Annotated in this window: 23 protein-coding genes; 3 read left to right on the top strand and 20 right to left on the bottom strand. The window is 59.2% G+C overall.

The genetic code is table 11. From position 1 onward, the window contains the following. Nucleotides 1-6: 6 nt before the first annotated feature. The 10 genes from J3P75_RS21955 to J3P75_RS22000 all read right to left on the bottom strand — a co-directional run bounded on the left by J3P75_RS21955 (nt 7) and on the right by J3P75_RS22000 (nt 8,730). The gene (locus tag J3P75_RS21955) at nt 7-2,790 is read right to left on the bottom strand and encodes a phage tail-collar fiber domain-containing protein (RefSeq protein WP_434708166.1); all 2,784 of its coding nucleotides are present in this window, start codon (nt 2,788-2,790) and stop codon (nt 7-9) included. Next, nucleotides 2,791-3,426, bottom strand: coding sequence for a phage tail protein I (locus tag J3P75_RS21960; protein WP_434708167.1), 636 nt, complete (start codon nt 3,424-3,426; stop codon nt 2,791-2,793). It lies immediately after the preceding gene. Then, nucleotides 3,423-4,418: a baseplate J/gp47 family protein gene (locus tag J3P75_RS21965; RefSeq protein WP_434708168.1), complete on the bottom strand. Its 996-nt coding sequence runs from the start codon at nt 4,416-4,418 to the stop codon at nt 3,423-3,425. The genes J3P75_RS21960 and J3P75_RS21965 overlap by 4 nt, the downstream gene beginning before the upstream one ends. Next, nucleotides 4,415-4,747 carry a phage baseplate protein gene (locus J3P75_RS21970; protein ID WP_434708169.1) on the bottom strand — a complete coding sequence of 111 codons (333 nt, stop codon included), beginning with the start codon at nt 4,745-4,747 and terminating at the stop codon, nt 4,415-4,417. The genes J3P75_RS21965 and J3P75_RS21970 overlap by 4 nt, the downstream gene beginning before the upstream one ends. 15 nt (nt 4,748-4,762) lie before the next feature. Then, nucleotides 4,763-5,371: a phage baseplate assembly protein V gene (locus tag J3P75_RS21975; RefSeq protein ID WP_434708171.1), complete on the bottom strand. Its 609-nt coding sequence runs from the start codon at nt 5,369-5,371 to the stop codon at nt 4,763-4,765. A 3-nt stretch (nt 5,372-5,374) separates the two neighbouring features. Then, complete coding sequence (locus J3P75_RS21980) at nt 5,375-5,887, bottom strand: hypothetical protein (RefSeq protein WP_434708172.1); 513 nt, start codon at nt 5,885-5,887, stop codon at nt 5,375-5,377. A 71-nt stretch (nt 5,888-5,958) separates the two neighbouring features. Beyond that, nucleotides 5,959-6,297 carry a phage holin family protein gene (locus J3P75_RS21985; protein ID WP_186550225.1) on the bottom strand — a complete coding sequence of 113 codons (339 nt, stop codon included), beginning with the start codon at nt 6,295-6,297 and terminating at the stop codon, nt 5,959-5,961. A gap of 104 nt (nt 6,298-6,401) precedes the next feature. After that, complete coding sequence (locus J3P75_RS21990) at nt 6,402-6,974, bottom strand: DUF642 domain-containing protein (RefSeq protein WP_434708173.1); 573 nt, start codon at nt 6,972-6,974, stop codon at nt 6,402-6,404. A gap of 103 nt (nt 6,975-7,077) precedes the next feature. After that, nucleotides 7,078-7,482 carry a tail fiber assembly protein gene (locus tag J3P75_RS21995; RefSeq protein ID WP_434708174.1) on the bottom strand — a complete coding sequence of 135 codons (405 nt, stop codon included), beginning with the start codon at nt 7,480-7,482 and terminating at the stop codon, nt 7,078-7,080. 513 nt (nt 7,483-7,995) lie between these two features. Further along, nucleotides 7,996-8,730, bottom strand: coding sequence for an XRE family transcriptional regulator (locus tag J3P75_RS22000; protein ID WP_434711353.1), 735 nt, complete (start codon nt 8,728-8,730; stop codon nt 7,996-7,998). Between the two features lie 210 nt (nt 8,731-8,940). On the opposite strand from J3P75_RS22000, the gene mutS reads away from it, so the two are divergent. Both mutS and fdxA read left to right on the top strand, forming a co-directional pair. Next, nucleotides 8,941-11,523: a DNA mismatch repair protein MutS gene (gene mutS, locus J3P75_RS22005; RefSeq protein WP_434708175.1), complete on the top strand. Its 2,583-nt coding sequence runs from the start codon at nt 8,941-8,943 to the stop codon at nt 11,521-11,523. Between the two features lie 163 nt (nt 11,524-11,686). Next, a complete protein-coding gene (gene fdxA, locus J3P75_RS22010) occupies nt 11,687-12,010 on the top strand; it encodes a ferredoxin FdxA (protein WP_434708176.1) in 324 nt (107 codons plus the stop codon). 490 nt (nt 12,011-12,500) lie between these two features. Here the strand turns inward: fdxA and rpoS are convergent, their stop codons facing one another. The 8 genes from rpoS to J3P75_RS22050 form a co-directional block, all read right to left on the bottom strand. Then, nucleotides 12,501-13,508 (bottom strand): RNA polymerase sigma factor RpoS, encoded by a 1,008-nt coding sequence (gene rpoS / locus J3P75_RS22015; RefSeq protein ID WP_203420947.1) that lies wholly within the window; start codon nt 13,506-13,508, stop codon nt 12,501-12,503. Nucleotides 13,509-13,614: 106 nt separating this feature from the next. Continuing rightward, nucleotides 13,615-14,484 carry a peptidoglycan DD-metalloendopeptidase family protein gene (locus J3P75_RS22020; protein WP_434711354.1) on the bottom strand — a complete coding sequence of 290 codons (870 nt, stop codon included), beginning with the start codon at nt 14,482-14,484 and terminating at the stop codon, nt 13,615-13,617. 212 nt (nt 14,485-14,696) lie between these two features. Continuing rightward, nucleotides 14,697-15,332, bottom strand: a complete 636-nt coding sequence (locus J3P75_RS22025; RefSeq protein WP_172833348.1) for a protein-L-isoaspartate(D-aspartate) O-methyltransferase — start codon at nt 15,330-15,332, stop codon at nt 14,697-14,699. 41 nt (nt 15,333-15,373) lie between these two features. Beyond that, nucleotides 15,374-16,123, bottom strand: coding sequence for a 5'/3'-nucleotidase SurE (gene surE / locus J3P75_RS22030; protein WP_434708177.1), 750 nt, complete (start codon nt 16,121-16,123; stop codon nt 15,374-15,376). Continuing rightward, complete coding sequence (gene truD / locus J3P75_RS22035; RefSeq protein ID WP_434708178.1) at nt 16,111-17,169, bottom strand: tRNA pseudouridine(13) synthase TruD; 1,059 nt, start codon at nt 17,167-17,169, stop codon at nt 16,111-16,113. Before truD ends, surE begins: the two co-directional genes overlap by 13 nt. Further along, nucleotides 17,166-17,639, bottom strand: coding sequence for a 2-C-methyl-D-erythritol 2,4-cyclodiphosphate synthase (gene ispF, locus J3P75_RS22040; RefSeq protein ID WP_020795989.1), 474 nt, complete (start codon nt 17,637-17,639; stop codon nt 17,166-17,168). Before ispF ends, truD begins: the two co-directional genes overlap by 4 nt. A 54-nt stretch (nt 17,640-17,693) precedes the next feature. Continuing rightward, the gene (gene fghA / locus J3P75_RS22045) at nt 17,694-18,539 is read right to left on the bottom strand and encodes an S-formylglutathione hydrolase (RefSeq protein ID WP_434708179.1); all 846 of its coding nucleotides are present in this window, start codon (nt 18,537-18,539) and stop codon (nt 17,694-17,696) included. Nucleotides 18,540-18,635: 96 nt separating this feature from the next. Further along, complete coding sequence (locus J3P75_RS22050) at nt 18,636-19,748, bottom strand: S-(hydroxymethyl)glutathione dehydrogenase/class III alcohol dehydrogenase (protein WP_434708180.1); 1,113 nt, start codon at nt 19,746-19,748, stop codon at nt 18,636-18,638. Nucleotides 19,749-19,864: 116 nt separating this feature from the next. On the opposite strand from J3P75_RS22050, the gene J3P75_RS22055 reads away from it, so the two are divergent. Beyond that, the gene (locus J3P75_RS22055; protein ID WP_434708181.1) at nt 19,865-20,761 is read left to right on the top strand and encodes a LysR substrate-binding domain-containing protein; all 897 of its coding nucleotides are present in this window, start codon (nt 19,865-19,867) and stop codon (nt 20,759-20,761) included. Nucleotides 20,762-20,893: 132 nt separating this feature from the next. On the opposite strand, the gene ispD is transcribed toward J3P75_RS22055, so the two are convergent. Both ispD and ftsB read right to left on the bottom strand, forming a co-directional pair. Continuing rightward, nucleotides 20,894-21,601: a 2-C-methyl-D-erythritol 4-phosphate cytidylyltransferase gene (gene ispD / locus J3P75_RS22060; RefSeq protein ID WP_434708182.1), complete on the bottom strand. Its 708-nt coding sequence runs from the start codon at nt 21,599-21,601 to the stop codon at nt 20,894-20,896. Continuing rightward, entirely contained in the window at nt 21,598-21,876 is a 279-nt protein-coding gene (gene ftsB, locus J3P75_RS22065) for a cell division protein FtsB (RefSeq protein ID WP_007964293.1), read from the bottom strand. Before ftsB ends, ispD begins: the two co-directional genes overlap by 4 nt. Nucleotides 21,877-22,002 lie beyond the last annotated feature (126 nt).

The following is a 22,002-nucleotide window of genomic DNA, read 5'->3' on the forward strand; positions in this document are numbered from 1 at the left end:
AACTCCTCAAAACGTGTATTGGGAAATATGCACGGAGTTGGCCTGTGAAAGGATTGCATCCAGGACGTAAAAAATCGTTTGCGGTGTTGTCACAGTCAAGTCGGAGAACGAACCAAGGACCCCTAGACCGGGTGTGCCTCCAATTCCAAACGCCTTAAGACCGACCCCCAATGCATCTGAAGCAAGCCCGAGATAACCTCCCCCTGCATTTGTAGTGCTTCCGATGTAATGAACGTACCCACCCACAGACTTAGTGTTTTTTGGAACGACGGAAACCAGCGAAACGGGGGTCCAGGTTAAGGCAGTACCATTTGATACAACAGGCATCCTGGCGATGGATATCTGTCGCTGAAACTGGCTACCAGCTACCAGCAATCTATTTGCATTGGTTTGCCAAACGCTAATTAGCGCACTTGCCGTATAACCAGACGGCAGATTGTTTCCAGTATAAATTTCCGGAATCGAAACCGAGGTAGCATTCACCCCTATCAGTTTTGAAGTTTTCGTTTCCGGATTGTATATAACGTAAATTCCAACACTACCGCTAGCCGGCGAAGGCCCAACATCCATGCCGCCAGCACCCACGACCGTAAGGTCAATCGATAAATTGACGTTCGTCAATTTATAGTTTGCGGTTCCCGGCTGTTCAACAATCACGTAATCAGCTGTGAGAGAGGCAACTGAAGACGCAGTTGATAGCGAGAGTCGCAAATTACGAGTTTCACCGACCGCTGGCCCATTAAGCCGCAAGGTTTTAACTTCTCCTGCCAACGCAGCGATATCAATGTTTCCCTGATTGATCGGTGCGTTCCAGGCTTTGATGCACCACATGACAGCCAAGTTGCGCGGTCTTACAACACCGCCATCAGCCAGGATTGACGAGGTCACAACCCCGGAAGTCGTATACGTCCTGGCCACGCCCGGATAATCGGTGGCCAGGAATACGTCAGCCTGAGCAGCCGCCACCGATGCCTGTATAACCTCAACCGTCAGGTTCGGATTAGGGTTACTGTCAAACGTAGTCACCGTGCCCTTTTGAGTTGAGCCAATCACACGACCGGCGTCTACGCCTCGCTCATGATCCCATCCTCGCAAAAACTCGCCACGGCTGTCCGGTAACCGGAAGTTGCCTGCGCCCTCGTCGCCTTTATTGAATTTCGTACCGAGGTAAGCAGCCAGATCCGGATAAGTCGCAGTGCTCTGCGCACTGCCATCAAGTTCCAGAAAACCCGGCGGAACAATACCTGTAGGAAAGGCCATCACAGCGCCGACCGGTACGGCAGATCCAAGCCGTGAAACTTCCTTGACCAGCGCCGCTACGTCGATGTTTCCCTGATTGACCGGGGCATTCCAGGCTTTGATGCACCACATGACGGAGACGTTGCGTGGGCGGTTTTCTGCCGATGTCCGGGCTTGTCGCGCGTTGTCAAAATCTATGGAGGTGTAGGCGTCGGGCGCAGCATTCACACCCTTCGACACTCCGGATTTCGACCCGCCGTATACACCGTTGAGAATTTGGCCCATACCAGTAGAGTCTGCTGCAGATATTGCACCAGTGAGACGCTGCATGGCATCGAGTTGGGCCGTACCAAGCTGGCGACCGGCATCCACCCCCCGCCCATGATCCCAACCCCGCAAAAACTCCCCTCGCGCTTCAGGCAGCCGGAAATTACCAACCCCCTCATCACCCTTGTTGAACTTGCCGCCCAGATAAGCGCTCAAGTCCGGGTAAGTCGCGCTGCTCTTGACGCTGTTATCCAGCTCCAGAAACCCCGGTGGCGGGGCATCGACAGGGAACGCCACAATCGACCCCACCGGCAACGCCGAGGCCTTGGCAATCAGCGCTTCAACTTCAGCCTTGGTGTACGAATCCTTGATACCGAAACCGGCCAGCGTTTCTGGATTGGCACCGGCCGTTGCGCGACCATATTCATCGACGGTGAGACTTTTATAAGTCCCGGCAGCAATCCCGGTACGCCCGGCCAGCATCTTGAAGGTCAGCGCCGTGGTGCCGAGGGTGATCGGCGCGTTGGTAGTCAGGTGCCACAGCGAATCACCGTTCGCCGTGCCCTCCTCGACCATCACCGTCAGGGCCGGCGTGATTTTGGCGCTGCTGTTGGCATCAGTCGCGCGCTGCCAGTCGCCGTTGGCAACGATCCACAGGCCGTTGTCCTTGGCCAAGGTCTGGCTCGGCAGCAATACACGGTCGCCAGCGATCACCGCCACACCATCAATCTGTTGTGCGCCGTTCAACACGACGTTGCCAGTGGCGGCAGCACGCACCGATTGTTTGCCATCGAGCTTGCCGAGTTCTTCGGCCAGATAACTCATGACCCAGGCACGCGTGGCCTTGACCACAGTGTCATCAATCAACAAGGTCACCAGCGACGCATTGCTCGTCTCGAAAATCGAGCGGATGTAAAACTCCTTGCCCGAGCCCGACGTCGCCAGCACCGGTTTGAACGACTCCGGGTATTTGACGATGGCGTAGAGAATACCGGTATCGGTCCACAGCCCGGCTTCGCGTACATACCAGCCGCCGACATCCGGCGGAATGGTCACTTCGGCGAGCAGCCAGCTCGGATTTTTCTCGTCCTGGAACAGTGCATTGAGCGGTCCGCGCCAGACTTCGCGTTTCAGCGCGGTGGCGGTTGCGGCCGGGTTGTATACCCCGCCCTCGCCGCCGTCGCCGACGGAAATCTGCGTCAACTTGATTGGCACACCCGCGGCCTTGCACGCCGTTTCGTAGGCAATCCCTGCGTTGGTGAGCAGGGTGTAATAGTCAGCCATTCAGGCCCCCTGAGGATAAATAGTGGATGTTTCGACGGTGTACAAAGCGGCGGCCATGAACGCCTCGCCAGAAGTTTCCAGGCCTTCGATGAACACCGGATAAACCGTGGTCAGCTCGCCGCAGAACGTCGCGGCGCCGATGACGTGATTGCCGAACGCGCTCAAGCCCACCGACACCGAGAGAATGTCCCGTTCGCTTTTGGCATCGGCCAGGCGTCGGTCGAGACGGGCGTCAATGGCTTCGCTGTAGGGTTGTTCAGTAAAAGCACGCACGGAAAAGCTGTAGGGCGCGCCGGGTGGAGTCTGTTCGTACCAGGCGCGGATTTCCGGGCGCAGTTGCAAACCCTTGGCGGCGTTTTCCAGCGCCTTGCGAGTGCCGGCCTGGCGTGCGGTGGGCCAGGCCAGTTCGACGGTCAGGCGTTTTTCCGCTTCCGGCGCATCGCTGCTCCATTCGGCGACGCCGCGATCGGCCGCCAGGTACGGCAGGAAAGCCACCGGGGTGGTGCTGGGGTTCATCAGTTCGGGAAACGGCGGCGCGATGCGATCGAGCAAGGCGCCGAAGCCCAGATCGAGCCCGCGCTCAAGGGCTGAGCTGTTGGCCGGCAGCAGTGTCGGACGTTGAGTTGCTTCACTCATAAGGTCAGCACCTCGACTTCGACCGCCGTGCAGTACGGCGCCTGAAACGCGGTGGTGACGATCGGCGTCAGCGGCTCGAGAATCTGCAGTTGCACGGCGCCGGCGCTGTGCAGCGTGTAGTCGATCCAGCTCGGATCGACCCGGCCTTCGAGTCGATGACAACTGTCGGCGTAAGCCTGCAATTGTTGTTCAGCGGCGACCTTGGTCAGGCCCGAATCAGGGCCGGAATTGATTCTCGCGACGACGCGTATTTTGTAGCGCTGAATGTCGGCGCCCTTGACGGTGACGAGGTCGGTTTCCGGTCGCACATCCGGCCGCGCAAAATGCGCACGAACGCCCTCAAGCAAGGCGGCGGAAGGCGTGCCATCGCCTTCTCGTGCAAGTACCGTAACCTGCACTTCGCCCGGTGCGGTGCGCCGACCGTTGCCATCCTTGATTTGCGCCGCGAGACCGTCCGGGTTGAACGTGTACGTGACATTGACCACGCCGGCATCGCTGGATTCGACTTTCACCGTGGGCCGCTCGCCGAGGGTGAACACCTCGCGCCGATACTGCATGCGCGAGCCCGCCGCCGGAGCGTGGGGTGCCAGGTAATAGCGCAGACGGGCATCGTCGTCGCTTTCATAAATCGCCGGCACCGGTGGGAATGCCGCCGGGTCGCCGGGATCGAGCAACTGCCGCTCAAGCCCCATGTCCGCCAGCCGCGCATCAAGATTGCTACCGGTCGCCCACCACGCCAGCATCTGCTTGATACGGGCGTTGTATTTACGTTCGTGGGTTTGCAACCGTACGCAGAACGCTTCGAGGGCGAGGGTCAGCAACTCGCTTTCGTTCTCCAGGCTGGTGTGCAGTTTCGCCGCGCTGTCTGGCGAGCGCGCCGCGACGTAGTCGACGACGAAGGCCTTGAACTCGGCAAGCAGGTCCTCGAAGCCATCGACCTTGATCAGCGCCGGTTCAGCCAGTTGGTTCTGGCCGGGAATCAACATGCTCATGTCACGACCTCGAAGGTTTGTTGGCGGTTTTTCCATGTGCCGGCGAAACGCAGGAGCAGACCGGCGCCCTGACGGCTGGCGACGATCACTTGCGGTTGAAAATCGCCAATGCCGTTCTGTGCGTTATAGAACGCTTGCGCTGCGTGGCTCTGCGCAAGCAGCAGGATGTCATCGCCGAGGTTCTGCCCCAGCAGCGCGGGGATCAGCGAACCGTATAAAGGCCGTTTTTGCCGGGTGCCCAGCGGTGTGGTCAGGGCTCGGGTCGCGCGCTGCACAAATTGCAGCCAGTCGTCGACCGTGGCCCCGCTGTCTCTATGGATTCCGATCATGGGAAGCTCTTGAAATCAGGGGCTGATGACGCGGCCCTGGTGGTCGACCAGCGGACCGCTGAAGTGCACGCCCGAGGCGTCGATGGTCACGCCGACGGCGCCCAGTTGCAGGGTGATCAGTTGTGGCGTCAGCGCCAGTCGCGCTGGGCCGATGCTGAGTTCAAGCGAGTCGCGAGAACCGTTGAACGCGGCCGGGCCGTTTTGCCAGTGCAAGGTGTGAGTGGCGTCGTCGTAGCCGCTTTCGCTGCCGTCCTGGTGCACTCGACGGGTCAGCGTCGGCACCGTGGCGACGGGTGGAAAGCGGTCACTGTTCAAGCCAAACAAGGCCACTGTCTGCGCACCGCTTTCGCCGCTGCCGTAGTTGAACAGCAGGCATTGCTCGCCCACCGACGGAATCCGCGATTCGCTTTGTGCACCAGCGCTGGGGTTGAAAAACTTGATCGCCGGAGTGAGCAAACCGCCGTGGCTGACCGTGCAGGTATTGCTGGCGGCATCGACGCTCTGACAGAGGCCGATCCGACAGAAACTCTCGGCGCGGCGGTGCAGGTCGTCGATGTCTGCTTCCATTTCCGCCAGGCGCTCGATGATCGGGCCCAGTTGCATACGCAGTAGTGCATCGAACATCGCTCAGGCCTCCAGCGCGGTGTATTGGTCGGGGTCGTCAATGTTGCTGACCTCCCATGTACGGGCGAATTTCGGAATGCCCAGCGGATCGTCAAGCAACGTCGGGCCGAGATAAAGCGTCTGCTCGAATGTCAGCGTCCAGGCCTTGTATTGCTGGCCGAACATGGACGGCAGGCCGTCGATATTCATCGGCAGATCACACTGATCGCCGGGCAGCCCCCAGCGATTGTCGGTGATCAGATTTTTCAGCACGGCGATCAGATCGCAGGCAGCGAAGGCACTGGCTGCAAGCGCCGGGATGACTTGCAGCGACAGCGTCAGCACATGGGCGATACGTCCATCGGCAGCACGAACGCCCGGTGCATTGCGGTCAAAATCGATCAACACCCAGGCCTGTTCGCCAGGTGCGCTGAAATCTTCCTGATGGCCGACCTGCACGTTGAGGCCGACGCTGTTGCGCAAGGTTGTTGCCATCGCCGTGTATAGCTGCGAAGGCTGCTGGATCGGGGTGGGCATGCATGACCTCCTTTTCGAATGTCCACGCGAAAACCCGCCGCACGGCGTGCAGCGAGTCAAAAAGTGTGGGGTTACTGTGAATCGCGCGGTGGCACTTCGCAGACGCCGATGCGCTTGGCGGCCCAGCGTTCGTACAGGCCGATGGCGACGTCGGCACCGGCCATGGCGGTCAGGCAGCCGAATGCGCCGGCGGCCCATATGGACAGTCCTGCGGCATACAACAGCATGATCGCCGACACGCCGCAGATCATGCAGGCGCCGGAGCGCAAGGCCAGGCGCCGCAGCAATGACCAGCCGCGTGCACCTTCCTTGTCCGCGCGCCACATTTCGCCGGACACCCCGCCGACGACGGCCAGGAGGATGACCAGCCAGATCGGCATGTCCGCCAACGCTTGTTGCTCGTTTGTCATGTCACGCCTCCTGGATGTGTTGATGTGAGCAGGATGGGAGGCGACACCGCACAGATGCCACCGCCAAATTTTGAGAGGACACCGAAACGCCCGTTGCTCGAAGCTCAAAGCCTTTCGACGACGACATTGTCGATGAAGGCGAAGTAGGCATTCGGGTTTTGTTCATTGGAAAATGCCAGCGTGGTCTGCGCGGTGGTTGCGGTGAAATCGTAGGTAATGGTGGCCCACTCAACGGCAACACCTTTCGCTGTCGGCGTATTGAAGGTCGCTGTTTGACCAGCCACTTTTACCTGAACGACACCATCCCCGGCACGACTGGCAAACCGAGAGTTACCCGCGCTGAAGGTCAGACGATATTTAGCGCCTGCGGTGGTTGCAAAGTTTTGCTGGATCCCGCCGCCATTGCCGTAAACGTAGTTGGCAAGATCTACAATCATGACGCCATCTGCTGCAACAGAGCCGCCGATCGCATTGGGCATATTGAAGTATTCGGCCCCCGACAAAAAGGTAGTCCAGCCTGTAATGGCATCGGCTTTTGCCGGTGTGTCCAGAATGCAGCCGGCGCCGCAGCTTGACTGTTCGAAACTGCCGTTCACAAGCAGATTGGCTGCCAGTGCGTTGGCACTGCCGAGCAGTGCTAAGGTAGCGAGAAGCGCAGCGATTTTCTTGTTCAGCATTTGTTTTTCATCCGTGATCAGGTTTGGAAAAGTGTCTTGGCTCGTCTGACTCAGGGCGCCAGGCTGAGCGATGGGTCTGCTTTTTCACGGCAGACTGCATACGTCAGTAAGGAGCAACCGGCCACATGATGTTTGTCGGGTAACCCGACTGCTTATCGATGTCGCTGAGCGCAATGCAGTACTGCTTGTGAGCCAGCAATCGGGCTTGTTCTTCTGCGCTAGCCACGGCCAGATCAACCTTGAACTGCAATGAGTTCATCAACAGCCAATTGGCGGCGACATTCAGAAGTTGCCATTTTTGTTGTTCGGCTTCGTTTCGCAGCTCTTCATCGGTGGGTGCCGAGAAGGTCCAGATGCCGTTGAACGTCGCCCCCCAGCCCACCCGTATATCCGTGCTGCCGGTAACATCAACCCAGGTGGAGGTTGGCGAAGCAGGCGCTTCGGGGATGACTTCACTTTCTTTTAGCTGGACGACTCTGTTGTATTCAACCAATGCATAGAGACTCATGGGTATTCCTCGTTCTGTGTTTTTTCAAGGGATGTCGCGTTTGATTCGGCAGGCATTCCAAAAAGCCCGGCGCTTGCACGCCAGGCTTTTCAGTAATGCGCTCCTTCGCCTTCCTTCAAATCCTGTAGTCATGAAGGAAGCTGACTTTTCGGCGCTACTGGCGCGGTACGAGTCCATTCAGATTGTTTTTCCGACCGCGGTCCCTGCCCGCCGGATAACTGCTTCTGGTGCTTTACGCTGCACACCCGGGTCAGTTGCCAACCCTCTGAACCGTTGAGGCCGGTTCATCGCTGCCTGTTCTTGTGGAACTAAAGAGCTTGTCTTGCCAGCCGCTTTGTCGAGCGGCTTGGTGGCAAGAATATGCATGGATGCATATACAGTCAATGCGTAAATGCATTTATTTATGCACAAGAAATGCGCGAATGCATGAAAGCCCCGCTATCAAAGGGTTTGTCGGTTTCGTCCAGGCGAAAAAAAACCCGCCGAGGGCGGGTTTATCTGAAAGTCATGGGCCTAACGGGCATACATGCCCCACCAGAAGACGTGGCCAAGGATGACGATCTGCTCTTCCTGGATTTCCTGGAAGCTGTAGTCCTCGTCCGGGTGCTCGTCGCGATTGAAGCTGCGCAGACGGATGCCGGTGGGCAGACGGTAGAGCTGTTTCACTCGCAACTGACCGTTGTGGTTGATCGCATAAAGGTCGCCATCGATGATGTCGCCAATGCCGCACTTGCCCGCGTTCACACCGACGGTGGCGCCATCACGCAGCACCGGCAACATGCTGTTGCCACGTACGGTCACGCATTTGGCCTGATCGAACTGCACACCGTTATGGCGCAGGCTGCGCTTGCCGAAGCGCAGACTAGAGCGTTCGCTCTCTTCGATGACGAATCTTCCTGATCCAGCAGCCAATTCAACCTCGCGAAGAAAGGGCACCGACACCTCGTCGTCATCGACAGGGGTGTCGTCGTCCCACAGGCTTATGTCCTTGAGTTCCGCATGCACCTCATCACGCCCGCCGCCGGCCGTCGCTGCGACGTCCGCGCGCCCGCGCAGCTGATCGGTGCTCACGGCGAAGTATTCGGCGATTTTCGAAATATGTTTATCCGAAGGGTCGACGATCTTCCCGCTGAGAATCCGCGAGAGTGTGGATTGAGGCACGCCGGTGCGACGGTGGAGCTCCGTGGGGGAGATCCCGTGCTGATCGAGCAGTGCTCTTAAGACGGAGGCTACGTTGCGTTTTTGCATAACGCGCATAGTGCTTGAAGTTTTTTGGGAAGACAAATGCTGTTTTGCATAGAACATGCATAAAGCAAGATTTCGATGAACAAACCCGCCAATCGACCGCGATGCCTGCGTCCGATTGAGCGCCCATGGTAACCTTGCGTCCATCGCGGAAACGCCCGGCCGATGCCGCGCTTTTGCCCTACATCTTCTAATGAGTTGCCTGACAATCCGATGAATAAAGCCGTCTCCGACCTGTCCTCCCACACTCCGATGATGCAGCAGTACTGGCGCCTGAAGAATCAGCACCCGGATCAGCTGATGTTCTACCGCATGGGCGACTTCTACGAGATCTTCTATGAGGACGCGAAGAAGGCGGCGAAGCTGCTCGACATCACTCTGACGGCGCGCGGGCAATCGGCGGGTCAGGCGATTCCGATGTGCGGTATTCCTTACCATGCGGCGGAAGGTTATCTGGCGAAGCTGGTCAAGCTTGGCGAGTCGGTGGTGATCTGTGAGCAGGTCGGCGACCCGGCGACCAGCAAAGGCCCGGTCGAGCGTCAGGTGGTGCGGATCATCACACCGGGAACGGTCAGCGACGAAGCGTTGCTCGATGAGCGCCGTGACAACCTCATCGCGGCGGTACTGGGTGACGAGCGCCTGTTCGGTCTGGCGGTACTGGATATCACCAGCGGCAATTTCACCGTGCTGGAAATCAAGGGCTGGGAAAACCTGCTGGCGGAACTGGAGCGGGTCAATCCGGTTGAGCTGCTGATCCCGGATGACTGGCCGAAAGACCTGCCGGCGGAAAAACGCCGTGGCGTGCGCCGTCGTGCGCCGTGGGATTTCGAGCGCGACTCGGCGCTGAAAAGCCTTTGCCAGCAGTTTTCCACCCAGGATCTGAAAGGCTTCGGCTGCGAGAACCTGACGCTGGCCATCGGCGCCGCTGGCTGCCTTCTGGCGTACGCCAAGGAAACCCAGCGCACTGCCCTGCCCCACTTGCGCAGCCTGCGCCACGAACGGCTGGATGACACGGTGGTACTCGACGGTGCGAGCCGACGTAACCTGGAACTCGATACCAATCTCGCCGGCGGTCGCGACAACACCCTGCAATCGGTGGTCGATCGTTGCCAGACCGCCATGGGCAGCCGTTTGCTGACCCGCTGGCTGAACCGCCCGCTGCGCGATCTGACCGTGTTGCTGGCGCGCCAGACTTCGATCACTTGCCTGCTTGATCGCTATCGCTTCGAAAAGCTGCAACCGCAGCTCAAGGAAATCGGTGACATCGAGCGCATTCTCGCGCGGATCGGCCTGCGCAATGCGCGCCCGCGTGACCTTGCGCGTATGCGTGATGCGCTGGGTGCACTGCCGGAACTGCAAGCGGCGATGACCGATCTGGAGGCGCCGCACCTGCAGAGTCTGGCGACGATTACCAGTACCTACCCGGAACTGGCGGCGTTGCTGGAGAAAGCCATCATCGACAACCCGCCCGCGGTGATCCGCGACGGCGGCGTGTTGAAAACCGGTTACGACAGTGAACTGGACGAGTTGCAATCGCTGAGCGAAAACGCCGGTCAGTTCCTGATCGATCTTGAAGCCCGGGAAAAAGCCCGCACCGGCCTGGCCAATCTGAAAGTTGGCTATAACCGCATTCATGGCTATTTCATCGAACTGCCGAGCAAGCAGGCCGAGTCGGCGCCAGCGGACTATATCCGCCGCCAGACCCTGAAAGGCGCCGAGCGCTTCATCACCCCTGAGCTGAAAGAGTTCGAAGACAAGGCACTGTCCGCCAAGAGCCGTGCCCTTGCGCGTGAAAAAATGCTCTACGAAGCCTTGCTCGAAGACCTGATCAGCCAGTTGCCGCCGCTGCAGGACACTGCAGGCGCGTTGGCCGAACTGGACGTGCTGAGCAACCTCGCCGAACGCGCACTGAACCTCGACCTGAACTGCCCGCGCTTCGTCAGCGAGCCGTGCATGCGCATTACTCAGGGTCGTCATCCGGTGGTCGAGCAAGTGCTGACCACGCCGTTCGTGGCCAACGACCTGAGCCTGGACGACAACACGCGCATGCTGGTGATCACCGGCCCGAACATGGGCGGTAAATCCACCTACATGCGCCAGACCGCACTGATCGTACTGCTGGCGCATATTGGCAGCTTCGTGCCGGCGGCCAGTTGCGAATTGTCACTGGTCGACCGCATCTTCACCCGCATCGGCTCGAGCGATGACCTCGCCGGCGGCCGTTCGACCTTCATGGTCGAGATGAGTGAAACCGCCAACATTCTGCACAACGCCACCGAACGCAGCCTGGTACTGATGGACGAAGTCGGTCGCGGCACCAGCACCTTCGATGGTCTGTCGCTGGCCTGGGCTGCGGCTGAACGTCTGGCGCACCTGCGTGCGTATACGCTGTTCGCGACGCACTATTTTGAACTGACCGTGCTGCCGGAGGCCGAACCCTTGGTGGCCAACGTGCATCTCAATGCCACCGAGCACAACGAGCGCATCGTGTTCCTGCACCACGTGCTGCCGGGACCAGCCAGCCAGAGTTATGGCCTCGCCGTGGCGCAACTGGCCGGCGTGCCGAGCGAAGTGATCGTCCGCGCCCGTGAGCATCTGAGTCGCCTGGAAGACACCGCGCTGCCCCATGAGGCGCCGAAACCGGCAGCCAAAGGCAAACCCGCTGCGCCGCAGCAAAGCGATATGTTCGCCAGCCTGCCGCACCCGGTGCTGGATGAACTGGCGAAAGTCGACCTGGATGACATGACCCCGCGCCGCGCGCTCGAAATGCTCTATGCACTGAAGAGCCGGATATAAGCACTGAAGAAGCGGATATAACGCAAATCGCTTCAAGCTGTTAGAATCTCGCGCGGTTCGGGATGCTGCTGGCTCATAGCCTGGCCAGCAGGTATCGCTCCCGAACCTGGCGACCCCAACCGTGAAGGGGCAACGCTGCCGCCGCCTGAGGAGAAAATTAGAAATGACCTTCGTCGTCACCGACAACTGCATCAAGTGCAAGTACACCGACTGCGTAGAAGTGTGTCCGGTGGACTGCTTTTACGAAGGCCCGAACTTCCTGGTGATTCACCCGGACGAGTGCATCGACTGCGCACTGTGCGAACCAGAATGCCCTGCTGTGGCCATCTTCTCGGAAGATGAAATCCCGGCCGGCATGGAAAACTTCATTCAGCTCAACGTTGAGCTGGCTGAGATCTGGCCGAATATCACCGAGAAGAAAGATTCGTTGCCCGACGCTGAAGAGTGGGACGGCAAGCCGAACAAGATCGCACTTCTCGAACGCTGATCTGCCCCGCGCTCGAAAGAAAAGGCCCCTCGCGGGCCTTTTTGCTTTTCTGCAGGCAAAAAAAGGGGCGGTATGACCCGCCCACATTTTTTCCCTATTCCCTGTATTCCCTTTCATCGTCCTGATGAATCACGTCCTGCGATGTCCGTTCCCCCTCCTCCGTGAAGGGCGTGTCTGTCCGTCGACACAATTCAGATACTAATGATTTTCCAGAACGGGACAATCGGCCTCGAGCGCCAGAAGTTATTGTCACGGGGTTTTAATAATCAGAAATATGTTTTCCTATCAATTACTTACGTAAAATCAGCAAGCGGAATAGCCGTCCGCCACACTGTAAAAATATCGAACACTTACGAAACAGTAAGCATTGGCTTACAGAGCGAGACTACATCTCGTTCATCCGGCACCTGCGCACGATCGACCGTGTTTTATGCAGGCAATAAAAAGCCCCGAACCAGTCGGGGCTTTTTGCGGGCGGTCGTGCAGGCGCTTATTGAAACAGCGACTCGCTCGACAACCCGTTCTTCTCAAGGATTTCACGCAGGCGTTTGAGGCCTTCCACCTGGATCTGCCGCACCCGTTCCCGGGTCAGACCGATCTCCAGGCCTACATCTTCCAGCGTACTGCTCTCATGACCGCGCAGGCCGAAGCGACGTACCACCACCTCGCGCTGCTTGTCGGTCAGTTCCGACAGCCATTGATCGATGCTCTGCGACAGGTCGTCATCCTGGAGCAGTTCGCACGGATCGGTCGGACGGTCATCGGTGAGGGTATCCAGCAGGGTTTTATCCGAATCCGGACCCAGCGAGACGTCGACCGAAGAAACCCGCTCGTTCAGGCCGAGCATGCGCTTGACCTCGCCCACCGGTTTTTCCAGCAGGTTGGCGATTTCTTCGGGTGAAGGTTCGTGGTCGAGTTTTTGCGTCAGCTCCCGTGCAGCCCGCAGGTACACGTTGAGCTCCTTGACCACATGGATCGGCAGCCGGATGGTCCGGGTCTGATTCATGATCGCGCGTTCGATGGTCTGACGAATCCACCAGGTCGCGTAGGTCGAGAAGCGGAAGCCGCGCTCGGGATCGAACTTTTCCACCGCCCGGATCAGCCCGAGGTTGCCCTCTTCGATCAGATCCAGCAGCGACAGCCCCCGATTGACGTAACGCCGGGCGATTTTGACCACCAGCCGCAGGTTACTTTCGATCATGCGCTTGCGCCCGGCGGGATCGCCACTTTGCGACAAACGCGCAAAATGAACTTCTTCTTCCGGGGACAGCAGAGGGGAAAAGCCGATTTCGTTGAGATACAACTGCGTGGCATCAAGTGCACGCGTGTAATCAATGTACTTGTGTTGTTTGAGTGTTGCGGAGTGTCTGGATCTGGAACGAACGGAAGGTGGAGCAGCCCCTTCATCATTCGACATCGAATCCGAATCGATGCCGGTCTCCATAAGGAGAACCTCATCGTCGATGTCAAACTCCGGCACTTCTTTACTGAGAGCCATTGTTATAGTCCTTTGGTGAGTTCGACCCCAAGCTCAAGCGACGCCTTTATCCTTGGCAACGCTGGAGCCTGTCCCCTCTACGCGACGGAACAGGCTGGCTTACACATCAACGTCTGGGCAGGAACTGCAGTGGATCTACAGGTTTACCTTGGCGGCGAATCTCAAAATGCAGTTTCACCCGGTCTGTACCCGTTGACCCCATTTCGGCAATTGTCTGTCCGACCTTGACCTGCTGCCCCTCCCGAACCAACAGCCTGCGGTTATGTCCGTAGGCACTGACGTAGGTTTCGCTGTGTTTGATGATGACTAATTCGCCGTAGCCCCTTAAGCCACTCCCGGCGTAAACCACCGTCCCATCAGACGCAGCTAAAACAGGCTGTCCCAAATCTCCGGCGATATCAATGCCTTTATTCAAACTACCGTTTGAAGAGAATTTTCCAATCAGAACGCCATTAGATGGCCATCCCCAGCCGGTCGGGGCCGGGCCGGATGGAGGTAGTGGTGCAGGTGCTGGCTTGCTTGCGACGGACGGTGCAACGCCAGTAGATCCGCGGGTTGTAGTGGTGGTGGTGCCATTTGCCTGGCGTCGGATTACCGTGGTTTTGCTCGACGAGGAAGGTGACGAACTGCTGGTGCTGACCACCGCGGTCGGCGTTGAACCGCTACGGCCGTCGAAGCGAATCGTCTGACCCGGATGGATCGTATACGGCGTAGGAATGTTGTTCCGGGCGGCGAGGGTTTTGTAGTCCCAGCCATAGCGGAAGGCGATCGAAAACAAGGTGTCGCCGGGACGGACTACATACTGCCCGGTCGTCACGGTAGGCCTTTGTGCAACGGCATTGTTGCGATCGACCACCCGGACATTGCTCGATTTGGTGCTGGAGCAACCGACCAGCAAAGTACTCAAGACAAGGCCAGTCACCAGGCGCTGAAAGCTCGTGTTACCCATACGCTGCGCTATGACTGTGAGACTCACCCGCCGCTCCTTTGTGGTGGCTGAAAAATGTACAAGTGCCGCATCCCGGCCCAGGTTGTCGCAAGTATAACGGGCCGGTTCGGCTTTACCTTTAATGACGCGAAATCGCTGCACGCACACGTTTGCCACTGGCCAACTCGCTGCGTTTAATTCTTCGCTGCCGGTGTAAGACACAGGCGAACGAAAGGAATTCAGCACGCTTTTATAAATGCTCAGGCGAGTGGCCCGTTGAGCAATGGCACGAAACGCACGGCACCGAGAACGTGTCGGGAAAACCCGTTTTCCTCGCGCACGATCAGCATCAGTTGCTGCACTTCGCCCGAGCCCACCGGGATCACCATGCGCCCTCCCGGTGCCAGTTGATCGAGCAAGGCTTGCGGTATGTCGGTGGCCACGGCGGTGACGATAATGCCGTTATACGGTGCCAGTGCCGGCCAGCCTTCCCAGCCATCGCCCCAGCGAAACACCACATTGCGCAGGTTCAGTTCGACCAGGCGCTCCTTGGCGCGATCCTGCAGCACCTTGATGCGCTCGACCGAGAAAACGCGTTCGACCAGCTGCGACAAGACCGCAGTCTGATAACCGGAACCGGTGCCGATCTCCAGCACTTTATCCAGCGGGCCCGCCTCAAGCAGCAGCTCGCTCATCCGCGCGACCATATAAGGCTGGGAAATCGTCTGGTTGTTGCCGATCGGCAGCGCGGTGTCTTCGTAGGCGCGATGGGCCAGCGCTTCGTCGACAAACAGGTGACGCGGTGTCCGGCGAATGACTTCCAGCACCTTGGCGTTCGACACGCCTTCTTCATACAGGCGCTGGATCAGTCGCTCGCGAGTGCGCTGGGAGGTCATGCCGATGCCGCTGCGTAGTCGGTCTTCGTGTTCGCGGGCCATTAGCTCAGCCCTCCCAGCCAGCCGTCGAGACTTCTGAACGCATCATTGAAGGTGCGATCGAGCTGCAACGGAGTGATGGACACGTAGCCCTGCATCACCGCATGAAAATCAGTCCCCGGACCGCCGTCTTCGGCATCGCCGGCTGCCGCGATCCAGTAACCGGCCTTGCCGCGCGGATCGACCACTTTCATCGGCGCCGCCGCGCGGGCACGGTGGCCGAGCCGGGTCAGTTGAATGCCACGAATATGGTCAAGGGGCAGATTGGGGATGTTCACGTTGAGTACCGTACGCGGTGGCAGGTCAAGGCTGGCATGCGCCTCGACCAGTTTGCGCGCGAAGTAGGCCGCTGTCGGCAGATTATCCACCTGGCGTGATACCAGCGAAAAGGCAAACGATGGACGCTCGAGAAAGCGACCTTCGAGGGCTGCGGCCACGGTTCCGGAATACAGCACGTCATCGCCCAGGTTGGCGCCGAGGTTGATGCCGGACACCACCATGTCCGCCTCGCGCTCCAGCAAGCCGTTGAGGCCCAGGTGCACGCAGTCGGTCGGTGTGCCGTTAAGGCTGATGAAGCCGTTGGCCAGGTATTGCGGGTGCAGCGGACGGTCGAGCGTCAGCGAACTGCTGGCGCCGCTCTTGTCCTGCTCAGGGGCGATAACCACGCACTCGGTGTAATCCGCCAGCGCAGCATAAAGCGCGGCGAGACCGGGTGCAGTTACCCCATCGTCGTTAGAAATCAGAATACGCATGGGCTGTCCGTCTGCCCCACCGGCACCAGATCAACGAGTTCGCGCACCAATACGGTGGCGAAGCATCCGGCCGGGAGGACGAATTCCAGTTGCAGAATGTCAGGCTGGGGATAATGCCACGTCAACCCGCCAATGGGCAGCCGCAGGATGCGCCGTTCGTGGCTCATTCCGGCATTGACCAGCCAATCGCGCAGTTCGGCTTCAGCGCCAGCGATCCCCTGCTCCAGATCATGGACAGCCCCCGACGCCGGAGAGTCACCTTCGCCCCACTGCGGACCGGTGGGGTGCAAGTCGAGAATCGCCAGGCGCGGGTCGCTGCACTCTGCTTCGCCGGCAGGGAAAAAACTGCGGCTATCGGTGAACGCGAGCAGATCGCCGACCAAGGCTTTCTGCCAGGTGCCGTCCGCCACGCGTGCTGCCAGCACCTTGTTAAAGAGAAAACTGCGCGCGGTCGATAGCAGCCGTGAACGCACGTTGCGCTGCTCCGGCAATGCCTTGCGCGCCGCCCAGCCACGGGCATCGACGACATTGCCGCCGTCATGGCCGAAACGCTGGGCGCCGAAATAGTTGGGGATGCCTTGTTTGGCGATCAGTTGCAGACGTTCTTCGATCGCTGCCTTGTCGCCGGCAAACTGGGTCAGGCGCAACGTGAAACCGTTGGCCGAGTGCGCGCCCCGTTGCAGCTTGCGCTTGTGGCGGGTGGTCTTAAGTATTTTCAGTGTGTCGTTTTGTGCCGCCGACAGATCCGGATCGGCTTTACCCGGCAATTGCACGCTGAACCACTGGCGGGTCAGCGCCTGACGGTCCTTGAGGCCGGCATAACTGACGGTGCGCAACGGCACACCCGCCGCCTTGGCGATTCGACGGGCCGCTTCTTCGGTATTCAGACCGCGTTTTTCGACCCAGATCCACAGGTGCTCGCCGTCGCCGCTGAAGGGAATGTCGAGCACTTCATCAACCTGGAAATCTTCCGCGATGGCTTTCAGTACTGCCGTGCCGAGGGGCTCGCCATAGGCGCGCGGGCCGAGCAATTGCAGGTCATTCATGCGCGCAGCAACAAGGCAACGGAATGCACGGCGATGCCTTCTTCGCGACCGACAAAGCCAAGCTTTTCGGTGGTGGTAGCCTTGACGTTCACTTGATCGAGCTCAACTTGAAGATCCGCGGCGATCAGCGCGCGCATCGATTCGATATGCGGGGCCATTTTCGGCGCCTGAGCGACGATGGTGTTATCGACGTTGCCGACTTTCCAGCCCTTGGCGTGGATCAACGCAACCACATGACGCAGCAGCGCACGGCTGTCGGCGCCCTTGAATTGCGGGTCGGTGTCAGGGAAGTGTTTGCCTATGTCGCCAAGCGCCGCGGCGCCGAGCAAGGCATCGCTCAAGGCATGCAGCAGGACGTCACCGTCGGAATGAGCGAGCAGCCCGAAGCCGTGTGCAATGCGCACGCCGCCCAGAGTAATGAAATCGCCTTCAGCGAAACGGTGCACATCATAGCCGTGGCCAATACGCATAAAAAAAACGCCCCGATTTTTGTCAGGGCGTGATTCTACCTGCTTTGGCGAACATTAGGCGCCTAGAGCGCGTGCGTGATGCTGCAAGTGGTCGTCAATGAAGCTTGAGATGAAGAAATAGCTGTGGTCGTAGCCCGGTTGCAGGCGCAACTCCAGCGGATGCCCCGCTTGTTTTGCCGCGTGTTGCAGGGCTTCGGGCTTGAGCTGGGTAGCGAGGAAATCATCGCGATCACCTTGATCGACCAGCAGCGGCAGTTTCTCCTTTGCATCGGCCAGCAGTGCGCAGGCGTCCCACTCCTTCCACTTCGAACGGTCTTCTCCCAGATAATGGGAGAAAGCCTTCTGCCCCCACGGGCAATCCATCGGGTTGTTGATCGGCGAAAAGGCCGACACCGATTGATAACGCCCCGGATTGCGCAACGCACAGATCAACGCGCCGTGGCCGCCCATGGAGTGGCCGCTGATGCTGCGTTTGTCCGACGCGGGGAAATGCGCTTCGACCAGCGCAGGCAACTCCTGCACAACGTAGTCATGCATCCGATAGTGCCGCGCCCACGGTTGCTGCGTGGCATTCAGATAAAAACCGGCGCCGAGACCGAAGTCCCAGGCCTTGTCCGCATCGTCCGGGACATCCGGGCCGCGCGGACTGGTGTCCGGCGCGACGATGATCAGACCGAGTTCGGCGGCCATGCGCATGGCGCCGGCCTTTTGCATGAAGTTTTCATCGGTACAGGTCAAGCCTGAGAGCCAGTACAGCACCGGCAATTTACCGCCCTGCTCCGCCTGCGGCGGCAAATACACGGCAAACACCATGTCGCAATCGAGCACTTCGGAGCGATGGCGATAGCGCTTGTGCCACCCACCGAAGCTCTTCTGACAGGAAATATTTTCCAGATTCAAGGGATCCTCCCCAGCGGCAAGCGGCAAGCTTCCAGCTACAAGAAAAGGCACGCTCGCCCTTGCTTGCAGCTTGAAGCTTGTAACCTGGAGCTGCTGTTAGAAATGGATGACGGTACGGATGCTCTTGCCTTCGTGCATCAGGTCGAACGCCTTGTTGATATCTTCCAGGCCCATGGTGTGGGTGATGAAGGTATCCAGCGGGATCTCACCGCTCTGGGCCATGTCGACGTAGCTTGGCAACTCGCTACGACCACGCACGCCGCCGAATGCCGAACCGCGCCAGACGCGGCCGGTCACCAGTTGGAACGGACGGGTAGCGATTTCCTGGCCGGCCGCGGCGACGCCGATGATCACCGACTCGCCCCAGCCTTTGTGGCAGCACTCAAGGGCTGCGCGCATCAGTTGCACGTTGCCGATGCACTCGAAAGAGAAGTCGACGCCGCCATCGGTCATGTCGACGATGACTTCCTGGATCGGACGATCGAAGTCTTTCGGATTGACGCAGTCGGTGGCGCCCAGCTGTTTGGCGATTTCGAATTTGGCCGGGTTGATGTCGATGGCGATGATGCGTGCAGCCTTGGCTTTTACCGCGCCGATGACCGCCGACAGACCGATGCCGCCCAGACCGAAAATGGCCACGGTGTCACCCGGTTTGACCTTGGCCGTGTTGATCACCGCGCCGATACCGGTGGTAACGCCGCAGCCCAGCAGGCAGACCTTTTCCAGTGGCGCGTCCTTGGAAATCTTCGCTACGGAGATTTCCGGCAGCACGGTGTATTCCGAGAAAGTCGACGTGCCCATGTAATGGAAAATCGTTTCGCCCTTGTAGGAAAAACGCGAAGTCCCGTCCGGCATCAAGCCTTTGCCCTGAGTGGCGCGAATCGCCTGACACAGGTTGGTCTTGCCCGACTTGCAGAATTTGCACTGGCCGCATTCCGGGGTGTACAGCGGAATGACGTGATCGCCGACCGCAACCGAGGTCACGCCCTCGCCGATGGCTTCGACGATGGCCCCACCTTCGTGGCCGAGAATCGACGGAAAGATCCCTTCCGGATCAGCACCGGACAGAGTGTAAGCGTCAGTGTGGCAAACCCCGGAAGCGACCACGCGCAGCAACACTTCACCGGCCTTGGGCATGGCGACATCGACTTCTACGATTTCCAGCGGCTTCTTGGCCTCGAAGGCAACGGCGGCGCGCGACTTGATCATGCTGACTCTCCAGTGAATCCATTGAATAAAAAACCAGACAGGCAGTGTAGTTCAGCGCCGCTTGATGAATAATCCGGGCGAAAGCAAAACATTATTGCCATACAGGGATAATCCCAATGCTGGAAAACCGCTGGGAAGGCATAGACGAGTTTGTCGCCGTGGCCGAATGCAACCAGTTCACCGCCGCCGCCGAACGGCTTGGGGTTTCGTCCTCGCACATCAGCCGACAAATCGCACGCTTGGAAGAGCGTTTGCAGACGCGCCTGCTTTATCGCAGCACGCGCCGCGTTACCTTGACCGAAGCCGGGCAGACTTTTCTGCAACATTGCCAACGCTTGCAGGACGGCCGCGAAGAGGCGTTGCGCGCGGTCGGCGATCTGGCCAGCGAGCCGAAAGGCATGCTGCGCATGACCTGTGCCGTGGCGTATGGCGAACGTTTCATCGTGCCGCTGGTGACGCGCTTCATGGGTGTGTACCCGCAGTTACGCATCGATATCGAGCTGAGCAATCGCCAGCTCGATCTGGTCCATGAAGGCCTCGACCTGGCGATTCGCCTCGGTCGTCTGCAGGATTCGCGGTTGGTTGCCACACGGCTGGCGCCCCGGCGCATGTATCTCTGCGCGTCACCGTCCTACCTGGAACGGTATGGTCGCCCACATAGCTTGTCAGAATTGAGTCGGCACAATTGCCTGATCGGCAGTTCGGATATCTGGCAGCTTGAGCAGAACGGTCGGGAGTTTTCCCAGCGGGTGCAGGGCAACTGGCGCTGCAACAGTGGCCAGGCGGTACTGGATGCGGCATTACAGGGCGTGGGATTGTGTCAGTTGCCGGATTATTACGTGCTGGAGCATTTGCACAGCGGCGCGCTGATTTCCCTGCTGGAGGCGCATCAGCCGCCGAATACTGCGGTGTGGGCGTTGTATCCGCAGCAGCGGCATTTGTCGCCGAAGGTGCGCAAGTTGGTGGATTTTCTTAAGGAGGGGTTGGCTGAGCGGCCGGAGTACAGAAGCTGAGTGATGGGTTGTTCGTGCGGCCGCCTTCGCTAGCAGGCTAGCTCCCACAGGGGGAATGTATTTACCAGGCGAACGCGGTCAACTGTGGGAGCGAGCCTGCTCGCGAAGGTGATCTTAAACGCGCCACAACAATCAGCGCCGGTTAGCCCAGCGCTGCCGCAACCACTCCAGATCTTCCGGCCGGGTCACCTTGAGGTTGTCCGCCCTGCCCTCAATCAGACGCGGCTTCAATCCAGCCCACTCCATCGCCGAGGCTTCGTCAGTAATCAGCGCATCCGCCACCAGACTGTCCGCCAACGCCCGATGCAACGCACCCAGGCGAAACATCTGCGGCGTGTACGCCTGCCAGATCACGCTACGATCAACGGTTTCAACCACGCGCCCGAACTTGTCGACGCGTTTCAACGTGTCGCGGGCGGGAACGGCCAGCAAACCACCCACCGGGTCATCCGCCAGCTCAGCCAGCAACTTGTCCAGATCGTCGCGACTGAGATTGGGCCGTGCTGCATCATGCACCAGTACCCAGTCGTCATCATCGGCACCCTGCGCATTTAGATGCAGCAAGGCGTTGAGCACCGAAGCGGAACGCTCGGCACCGCCGTCGACGCGCTGAATGCGCGGATCGCTGACGCACGCCAGGTTCGGCCAGTAAGGATCATCAACCGCAAGACTGACCACCAGCCCCTTGAGGCTCGGGTGATCGAGAAAACAGCCGAGGCTGTGTTCGAGAATTGTGCGCCCGCCCAGTTGCAGATATTGCTTGGGACGGTCCGCGGCCATTCGGGCACCGACGCCCGCGGCAGGAATCACGGCCCAGAAGGCCGGCAAGGTATCGATCATTGGGCCAACTGGTAAAGGGTTTCACCGTCCTTGACCATGCCCAGTTCGTGACGAGCCCGCTCTTCAACGGTCTCCATGCCTTTTTTTAACTCGCTGACTTCAGCGTCCATCACGCGATTGCGCTCCAGCAAACCTTCGTTCTCGGCATGTTGGTCAGCAATTTGCTGCTTCAGCTCGGCGACCTGCGCCAGACTGCCGTTGCCCACCCACAGGCGGTACTGCAGACCGGCCAGCAGCAAGAGCAAAACGAGAAACAACCAGTAAGGACTGCGCATCGAATATCAGGTATCCAGTGAAAAAAGACCGCCACGCGAAAACTTGAAGCATCTGATAGCACGAAGCCTGGAAAGATCCAGGCTTGTGCTTTCAAGGCATCAGATTAGTGGCAAATCCATCGCTGT

This window comes from Pseudomonas sp. R1-1, assembly GCF_051132135.1.
Classification (GTDB): Bacteria; Pseudomonadota; Gammaproteobacteria; order Pseudomonadales; family Pseudomonadaceae; genus Aquipseudomonas.

What these genes read in the sequence shown, in the direction of transcription:
- J3P75_RS22025 (WP_172833348.1), bottom strand. Translation starts at nt 15,332, where the DNA reads ATGACCTCCCAGCGCACTCGCGAGCGACTGATCCAGCGCCTGTATGAA.
- J3P75_RS22050 (WP_434708180.1), bottom strand. Translation starts at nt 19,748, where the DNA reads ATGATCAAGTCGCGCGCCGCCGTTGCCTTCGAGGCCAAGAAGCCGCTG.
- fdxA (WP_434708176.1), top strand. Translation starts at nt 11,687, where the DNA reads ATGACCTTCGTCGTCACCGACAACTGCATCAAGTGCAAGTACACCGAC.
- J3P75_RS21965 (WP_434708168.1), bottom strand. Translation starts at nt 4,418, where the DNA reads ATGAGCATGTTGATTCCCGGCCAGAACCAACTGGCTGAACCGGCGCTG.
- ispF (WP_020795989.1), bottom strand. Translation starts at nt 17,639, where the DNA reads ATGCGTATTGGCCACGGCTATGATGTGCACCGTTTCGCTGAAGGCGAT.
- J3P75_RS21995 (WP_434708174.1), bottom strand. Translation starts at nt 7,482, where the DNA reads ATGAGTCTCTATGCATTGGTTGAATACAACAGAGTCGTCCAGCTAAAA.
- ispD (WP_434708182.1), bottom strand. Translation starts at nt 21,601, where the DNA reads ATGATCGATACCTTGCCGGCCTTCTGGGCCGTGATTCCTGCCGCGGGC.
- ftsB (WP_007964293.1), bottom strand. Translation starts at nt 21,876, where the DNA reads ATGCGCAGTCCTTACTGGTTGTTTCTCGTTTTGCTCTTGCTGCTGGCC.
- J3P75_RS21955 (WP_434708166.1), bottom strand. Translation starts at nt 2,790, where the DNA reads ATGGCTGACTATTACACCCTGCTCACCAACGCAGGGATTGCCTACGAA.
- J3P75_RS21985 (WP_186550225.1), bottom strand. Translation starts at nt 6,297, where the DNA reads ATGACAAACGAGCAACAAGCGTTGGCGGACATGCCGATCTGGCTGGTC.
- J3P75_RS21960 (WP_434708167.1), bottom strand. Translation starts at nt 3,426, where the DNA reads ATGAGTGAAGCAACTCAACGTCCGACACTGCTGCCGGCCAACAGCTCA.
- surE (WP_434708177.1), bottom strand. Translation starts at nt 16,123, where the DNA reads ATGCGTATTCTGATTTCTAACGACGATGGGGTAACTGCACCCGGTCTC.
- truD (WP_434708178.1), bottom strand. Translation starts at nt 17,169, where the DNA reads ATGAATGACCTGCAATTGCTCGGCCCGCGCGCCTATGGCGAGCCCCTC.
- J3P75_RS22055 (WP_434708181.1), top strand. Translation starts at nt 19,865, where the DNA reads ATGCTGGAAAACCGCTGGGAAGGCATAGACGAGTTTGTCGCCGTGGCC.
- J3P75_RS21975 (WP_434708171.1), bottom strand. Translation starts at nt 5,371, where the DNA reads ATGTTCGATGCACTACTGCGTATGCAACTGGGCCCGATCATCGAGCGC.
- J3P75_RS21980 (WP_434708172.1), bottom strand. Translation starts at nt 5,887, where the DNA reads ATGCCCACCCCGATCCAGCAGCCTTCGCAGCTATACACGGCGATGGCA.
- J3P75_RS21970 (WP_434708169.1), bottom strand. Translation starts at nt 4,747, where the DNA reads ATGATCGGAATCCATAGAGACAGCGGGGCCACGGTCGACGACTGGCTG.
- rpoS (WP_203420947.1), bottom strand. Translation starts at nt 13,508, where the DNA reads ATGGCTCTCAGTAAAGAAGTGCCGGAGTTTGACATCGACGATGAGGTT.
- J3P75_RS22000 (WP_434711353.1), bottom strand. Translation starts at nt 8,730, where the DNA reads ATGCAAAAACGCAACGTAGCCTCCGTCTTAAGAGCACTGCTCGATCAG.
- J3P75_RS21990 (WP_434708173.1), bottom strand. Translation starts at nt 6,974, where the DNA reads ATGCTGAACAAGAAAATCGCTGCGCTTCTCGCTACCTTAGCACTGCTC.
- mutS (WP_434708175.1), top strand. Translation starts at nt 8,941, where the DNA reads ATGAATAAAGCCGTCTCCGACCTGTCCTCCCACACTCCGATGATGCAG.